This window comes from Sandarakinorhabdus sp. (assembly GCF_041689835.1).
Taxonomy (GTDB): domain Bacteria; phylum Pseudomonadota; class Alphaproteobacteria; order Sphingomonadales; family Sphingomonadaceae; genus Sandarakinorhabdus.
Genome location: NZ_JBDNFM010000146.1, coordinates 1 through 5,690, shown reverse-complemented (window position 1 = coordinate 5,690; position 5,690 = coordinate 1). Strand labels below are relative to the sequence as shown.

Annotated in this window: 5 protein-coding genes; all 5 read left to right on the top strand. The window is 59.2% G+C overall.

Annotation, left to right across the window (positions count from 1 at the left end; translation table 11 throughout):
• Positions 1-753: NAD-dependent epimerase/dehydratase family protein (locus ACESL8_RS08090; RefSeq protein ID WP_372917654.1), on the top strand; the 753-nt coding region annotated here is incomplete at its 5' end.
• A gap of 212 nt (positions 754-965) precedes the next feature.
• Positions 966-2,804 carry an SLBB domain-containing protein gene (locus ACESL8_RS08085; protein WP_372917652.1) on the top strand — a complete coding sequence of 613 codons (1,839 nt, stop codon included), beginning with the start codon at positions 966-968 and terminating at the stop codon, positions 2,802-2,804.
• On the top strand, positions 2,801-3,898 hold the full coding sequence (locus ACESL8_RS08080) for a hypothetical protein (RefSeq protein WP_372917650.1): 1,098 nt from the start codon (positions 2,801-2,803) through the stop codon (positions 3,896-3,898). The genes ACESL8_RS08085 and ACESL8_RS08080 overlap by 4 nt, the downstream gene beginning before the upstream one ends.
• Positions 3,895-4,842 carry a glycosyltransferase family 2 protein gene (locus ACESL8_RS08075; RefSeq protein WP_372917648.1) on the top strand — a complete coding sequence of 316 codons (948 nt, stop codon included), beginning with the start codon at positions 3,895-3,897 and terminating at the stop codon, positions 4,840-4,842. The genes ACESL8_RS08080 and ACESL8_RS08075 overlap by 4 nt, the downstream gene beginning before the upstream one ends.
• A 3-nt stretch (positions 4,843-4,845) precedes the next feature.
• Positions 4,846-5,690: glycosyltransferase 87 family protein (locus ACESL8_RS08070; protein ID WP_372917646.1), on the top strand; the 845-nt coding region annotated here is incomplete at its 3' end.

Genomic DNA, 5,690 nt, shown 5'->3' with positions numbered 1-5,690 from the left:
GGGCTGGTGACGCTCGATCTGCTCGGCCAGGCACTGGGTGAGGATTTTTCACAATGCGTGCATGCGTTTGGCAGCAGCGCACGCAATCTCGCGCTGGGTGGCGGCCGCAGCATCCGACAACGCCCGCTGGCCGAACTGGCGAGCCTGCCCCCAGCCCCCAGCCTGTTGCTGCACCTGGCCTTCTTGACCAAGGACAAGGTGGCCGGGATGAGCGAGGCCGAGTACATCGCCGCCAATCAGGCGATCGCGCAAACTGTGGCAGCCGCCCTGCTACCCATCGATGTGCGCGCCATATGGGTGGCGTCTTCGGGGGCAGCCTATCGCGCTGACGATGCAGCAACCGCCCCCGCGATGCAGCTGTATGGCCGGCTGAAACGCGACGATGAGGCGCTTTTTGCCGGCTGGACCCAGCAGACAGGGCGGCGCGCCGTGATCACACGCGTGTTCAACGTGTCTGGCCCGCACATCAACAAGCCCGAACATTATGCGTTGGCATCGTTCATCCTTGATGCGCTGGCGGGTCGCCCGGTGGTGGTGAAGGCGCCGCACCGGGTGGAGCGCGGCCTAGTGGCGATCCGGGAGCTTATGAGCGTGGTGTTTGCCGAACTGCTGGACGCGCCCGATGGCATTGCCCGCTTCGACAGCGGCGGCGCGCCGGCCGAACTGGGTGAAATTGCAGCCGAAGTCGCGCAGGTTCTGGCCGCGCCGGGTGCGCAGCGGGCAACCATTACCAGCGATCGGATCGATCGTTAACTGGGAGACGAGATGGCATGGGATGATCTGTGTCGACGCCACGGTATCAGCCGCTCGTCGCTAGCAGAGCAGATTTGCGACACGGCGGAAAGCCTTGCGCGGGTAGAGCGGGCCTCATAAAAGGCTCACAGTTTCATTGACGCTTATCGGAAATTGGCATGTTTTCAGCACACCGACCTTTGCGTTTTGCCACAGTGTGCGTGGCATTGCTGTTGTCTGTCCCGTCATTGGCGCAGCAGGAGCGGACGGAAAATCGCAACAATCCGCCGGCATTCGGGTCCGTCGCTGGCAATGATCAGTCGCAATCAGACAGATCCGATGGCGACCGCCGGAACAGCCGCAACGGACCGGTTGTCAAGCAGGTCGAACTGGAACCGAAGACCGATGCGGAGCGTGAAGCCGCCGCATTGCGCGAGGTCACGGTTGCGCCAATGCTCAAACCTATCGAGCCGTCTGAATTCGAAAAATTCGTTGAAGCTGCATTGGGGCGCAAGCTGCCGCGTTTCGGTAGTAATCTCCTGCTTCCTGAAGCGCGCGATTTCACAGTCTCGGCAAATACAACCATTCCGCCCGATTACGTGCTTGGTCCTGGCGATACGGTGGAAATCAACCTGTTGGGCAGCATTTCAGGCAATTTCAGCGCCGAGATCGACAGTGACGGCCGGTTCTTCGTTCCGCAGATCGGGCCAGTACAGTTGGCAGGCGTTCGCTATGGCGATCTGCGGGCGCGGATGGCGGCTGCCGTTTCGCGTCAGTTCCGAAATTTCACCGTTTCAGCCAGTGTTAAGCAACTGCGTGGTATCCAGGTTTATGTGACCGGTTTCGCGGCGCGGCCGGGTGCATACACGCTCAACAGCCTGGCCACGATGGTCAACGCCGTGCTTGCTGCCGGCGGCCCCTCGGCGGGCGGCAGTTTCCGCCGCGCCACGCTGATGCGAGGCGGCCGTATGGTGGCCGAGTTGGATCTGTATGATCTGTTGCTGCGCGGCGACCGCAGCCGCGACTCAGTGCTGCAAAACCAGGATGTGATCAACCTGGCGCCGCTTGGGGAGCAGGCCGCCATGATTGGCAGCGTCAATTCCGAAGCGATTTACGAAGTGAAGCCAGGGGAAAGCCTGGAAGCACTGTTGGCACTCGCCGGTGGCCCTGGCGTGTTGGCGGACACCAGCCGATTGATCCTGTTTCGTACACGGGACAGTGAGGCGTTGATCGGCCGTGAAGTGCCGCGCCGGGAAGCGAGCAGTGTGGCAGCGGTGGGCGGCGACATCGTGTCGGTGCTGTCGGGCGGATCGCTGCAGCAACCCCAGAACCGCCAGTCGGTGTTGGTTCGGTTGGAAGGCGAAGTGGCAAAGCCTGGCAACTATCTGGTCAAGCCGCGCGCGCGCCTGGGCGATCTGCTGGAACAGGCTGGCGGCCTGACGAATCAGGCCTTTGTTTATGGCACCCGGCTGGAACGTTTGAGCGTCAAGCTGCAGCAGCGCGCCGGGTTTCAGGAGGCCGTGGCCCAGTTGGAGCTGGCGCTGGCTGCCACACCATTGACGTCAAGCAACCTCAACGTAGGTGAAGAAGCCCGATCGCTCTCGGCGGCACAGGCGGTGCTTGCGCGTCTGCGCGTGGCAGACCCCGATGGCAGGCTCGTAATGGATATTCCGCCGGAAGCCGGCGAACTGCCGAACAGTCTTGTTCTGGAGAACAATGATCACATTGTGGTGCCACCTCGGCCGTCGGCGGTTGGCGTATTCGGTGCGGTCTACCGCCCGGCCAGCTTCCTGCTGTCAGGAGCAACAGGTCTGCGCGTAAGCGATTATGTTGCCCGCGCCGGCGGTCCGATCCGGGCAGCCGATGCCGGTCGACTGTTTGTGGTGCGCGCCAACGGCGAGGTGCTGACGCGGCAGATGGGAGCCCTGAAGGCAATCGTCCTGCCTGGCGATGTGATCTTCATGCCGGTCAAGACCAGCAACAACAATTTGCTGGCCAAGATCCGCGATATCAGCAGCATCATATTCCAGCTCGGCATCACCACGGCCGCAGTGGTGGCCTTGACGCGATGACACCGCCACCTGAATTGTTGAGCAACTTGGCCGAGACTAAGGGCGCGCGCGCCTTCCTTGCCAATGATGTCCGGCGTCGCGGGATTTTCATCCTGCTGGTTGGGCTGTTTGTGCTGCTGTCATTGTGGCCCTCGCAGCATCGAGCCTCGGTCAGCATCACCCCGTCCGACCCGGCTACATTGGGCTTGAGTGGCACGCTGGGCCAGCTCGGTGCCGGGTTCAACGTGTTCGGCAACCAGGCCGCGGTGGAAGTCGCGTTGAAGGTTGCGCGCAGCGTTTTGGTGCGACAAGCCGTGTCCTCCAAGCTCGATCTGCCGTCCAGACTGGACAGAAACAAGGAAAAATCCTTACTTTGGCTTTCGGATCATGTCGACGTGCGGGTGCTGCGCGGCGGAATCATCCAGATATCGATGAAGTATCCCGATCCGGCCTTCGCGTTGCAAGTGGTGACCATCTACACCGATGCCATCCGCTCGCAGTTGGCGCTGATTTCCCGCAACCAGACGGCCTACAAGCGACGAGTGCTGGAAAAGCTGGTCGATGATGCATCGGAACGCTTGGTGCGCGCGCAGTCGACTTACGACAATTATCGCCGCCGCATGCAATATGGCGATCCGGTTGGTGCCGTTGGCCAATCCTCTCGCCGGGTACCGATTCTCGAACAGGCGATCCTCGACAAGAAATCCGAAATCAACACCCTGCGCAATTTCAACACCGACAGCAATTTTCGCGTAAAGACCGCCTTGTTAGAATTGGATGAACTGCAACGCCAGTTCGCGCTGGCAAAATCACAAAACAACGCGCGTGGCGCCCTTGGCGAAGTGATCGTCGAAACAACGCGTGGTCAGAAACTGCAGCGTGAACTAGATCTGTCGCAGGGTCTGTATGACAATTATCGCCGTTTCCTGCTCGGCACCCTGGTCGAAGACGTCGCTTCGGACGCCAACATCCGTGTGCTTGAGCAACCCTATGTCGATCCAGATCTGCAAATCAACTGGTGGGCAGCGATGATCGCAGTTGCACTGCTTTTGATGGCCGTGGCTTATGAATTGCTGAAACTCTATCCGCCGCCAGGATTTCGGGTGCGGCCATGACAGACGCACTGGCGATACCCGATATTTCGGTTGTCATTCCGTGTTACAACGAAGAAGAAAATGCCGCCGCAATTGCCGAGGCCGTCATTGCAACATTGGAACCGACAGGCGCTTCGTTTGATCTGATCTTCATCGACAACAAGTCCACCGATCAGACCGTCCCTATCATCAAGGAAATCTGTGCCCGCGATCCGCGTGTACGGTTGATCGCCAACGCCCGCAATTTCGGCCAGATGCGCTCTCCCACGCACGGCATCTATGCGGCCCGGGGGCGAGCCGTGATCGGCATGTGTGCCGATTTCCAGGATCCGCCCGAGCTTCTGGCGGAATTCGTGCGGCGCTGGCGGCGCGGCGCCAGCATCGTGCTGGGCGTGCGGCGCCGAGAACAATCCAGTCGTAGCCTGCAACTGTTCCGAATCCTGTCATACCAGATTGTCCGCCAGCTGAACGACGTCGAGCTGATTCCGAATGCGACGGGTTTCGGGCTTTATGATCGCAAGGTGGTCGACACGCTGAAGCACCTAAATGAGCCCGAGCCGTTTTTTCGGGCCATGCTGGTTGAATCCGGTTACCCGATCGAATTGATCACCTATGATCGCCCTGCCCGCTCTGCCGGCAAATCAAAGAATAATTTTTTCACCTTGCTTGATTTTGCCATGTCGGCGCTGGCCACATCATCGCGAAAATTGCTCGGCCTGCCGTTGTTCCTCGGTATCCTGATCGCGATGTTCAGTGCTGTGCTGTTTCTTGTCTGGGGTGTTTATGCATTATTGTATGGGCCCAACTGGACGTGTCTCGCCCTGGCCTTTGCGCAATTGCAGATATCGATCATCTTCATATTCATCGGCGTGGTCAGCAATCTGCTTGGCACCATATCGGATCGCACCCGAAACGTCGCACTCGTCAACGAACTTGAACGGGTGAATTTCCCGCCTGGATATTAGGACGTGAACCGCCGGAAATGGATCGGTTTTGAATGGCTGCTTGCGGCATTCATTGCGATCAATTTTGCCAATCTGGCCTGGCAGACATTGGCTTATGGCTATCTGCCGCAACCCTTCTTCTATGAATCAGGTGATTTATGGATGGATTGGTTCAACACCGCCTGGTGGGCACACAATGGCGGTGCCTATGACACCTGGGGCACCCTCTATCCGCCATTGAGCTTTGTCCTACTAAAAATCATGGGCTTGTCGCACTGCTATGCAGACTCTCCTGGCTTGGAAACACGCGCTTGCGACGGGCTTGGGGTGGCGTTCATTCACTTGTTTTATGCGTTGAACATCGTGCTCGCCGGAATCGCGCTGAGCCGGATTGATCGCTCAACGGCGCTGCCAAGAGCCTTTGCACTGACTGCCGGCATGCCGATGCTCAGTGGCCTGGAGCGCGCAAATCTCGTCCTGATTTGTTTCACCTGCATGCTGTTCGCGTTTGCCAGCTTGCAACATCGGGCATGGGTGCGGTGGCTCGCGCTCGGCATGGCGATCAATCTGAAGGTGTATGTGATCGCTGCGCTGGCCGGCATCCTGCTGCATCACAAGTGGCGTCGCTTTGAAGGCGCCATCTTGGCCACGCTTGTGGTCTATCTGTGCACCTTCATGCTGGTTGGATCAGGAAGTCCATCACAACTGGCCGGAAATATCATCGAATGGTCGGGCGGCTTCCAGTCGGCCAGCATTCTCGATCTCTGGTATCCGAACACCTACAAACCGTTGATGTCGCTGCTCGAAGGGACGGGCTTCCCGATCGTCACCGTCGTTGGGTCAGCTGTGGCAGATAACGGGCTCGTGGC

Coding starts and splice junctions, on each gene's coding strand:
- ACESL8_RS08080 (WP_372917650.1), top strand. CDS start 2,801: ATGACACCGCCACCTGAATTGTTGAGCAACTTGGCCGAGACTAAGGGC.
- ACESL8_RS08075 (WP_372917648.1), top strand. CDS start 3,895: ATGACAGACGCACTGGCGATACCCGATATTTCGGTTGTCATTCCGTGT.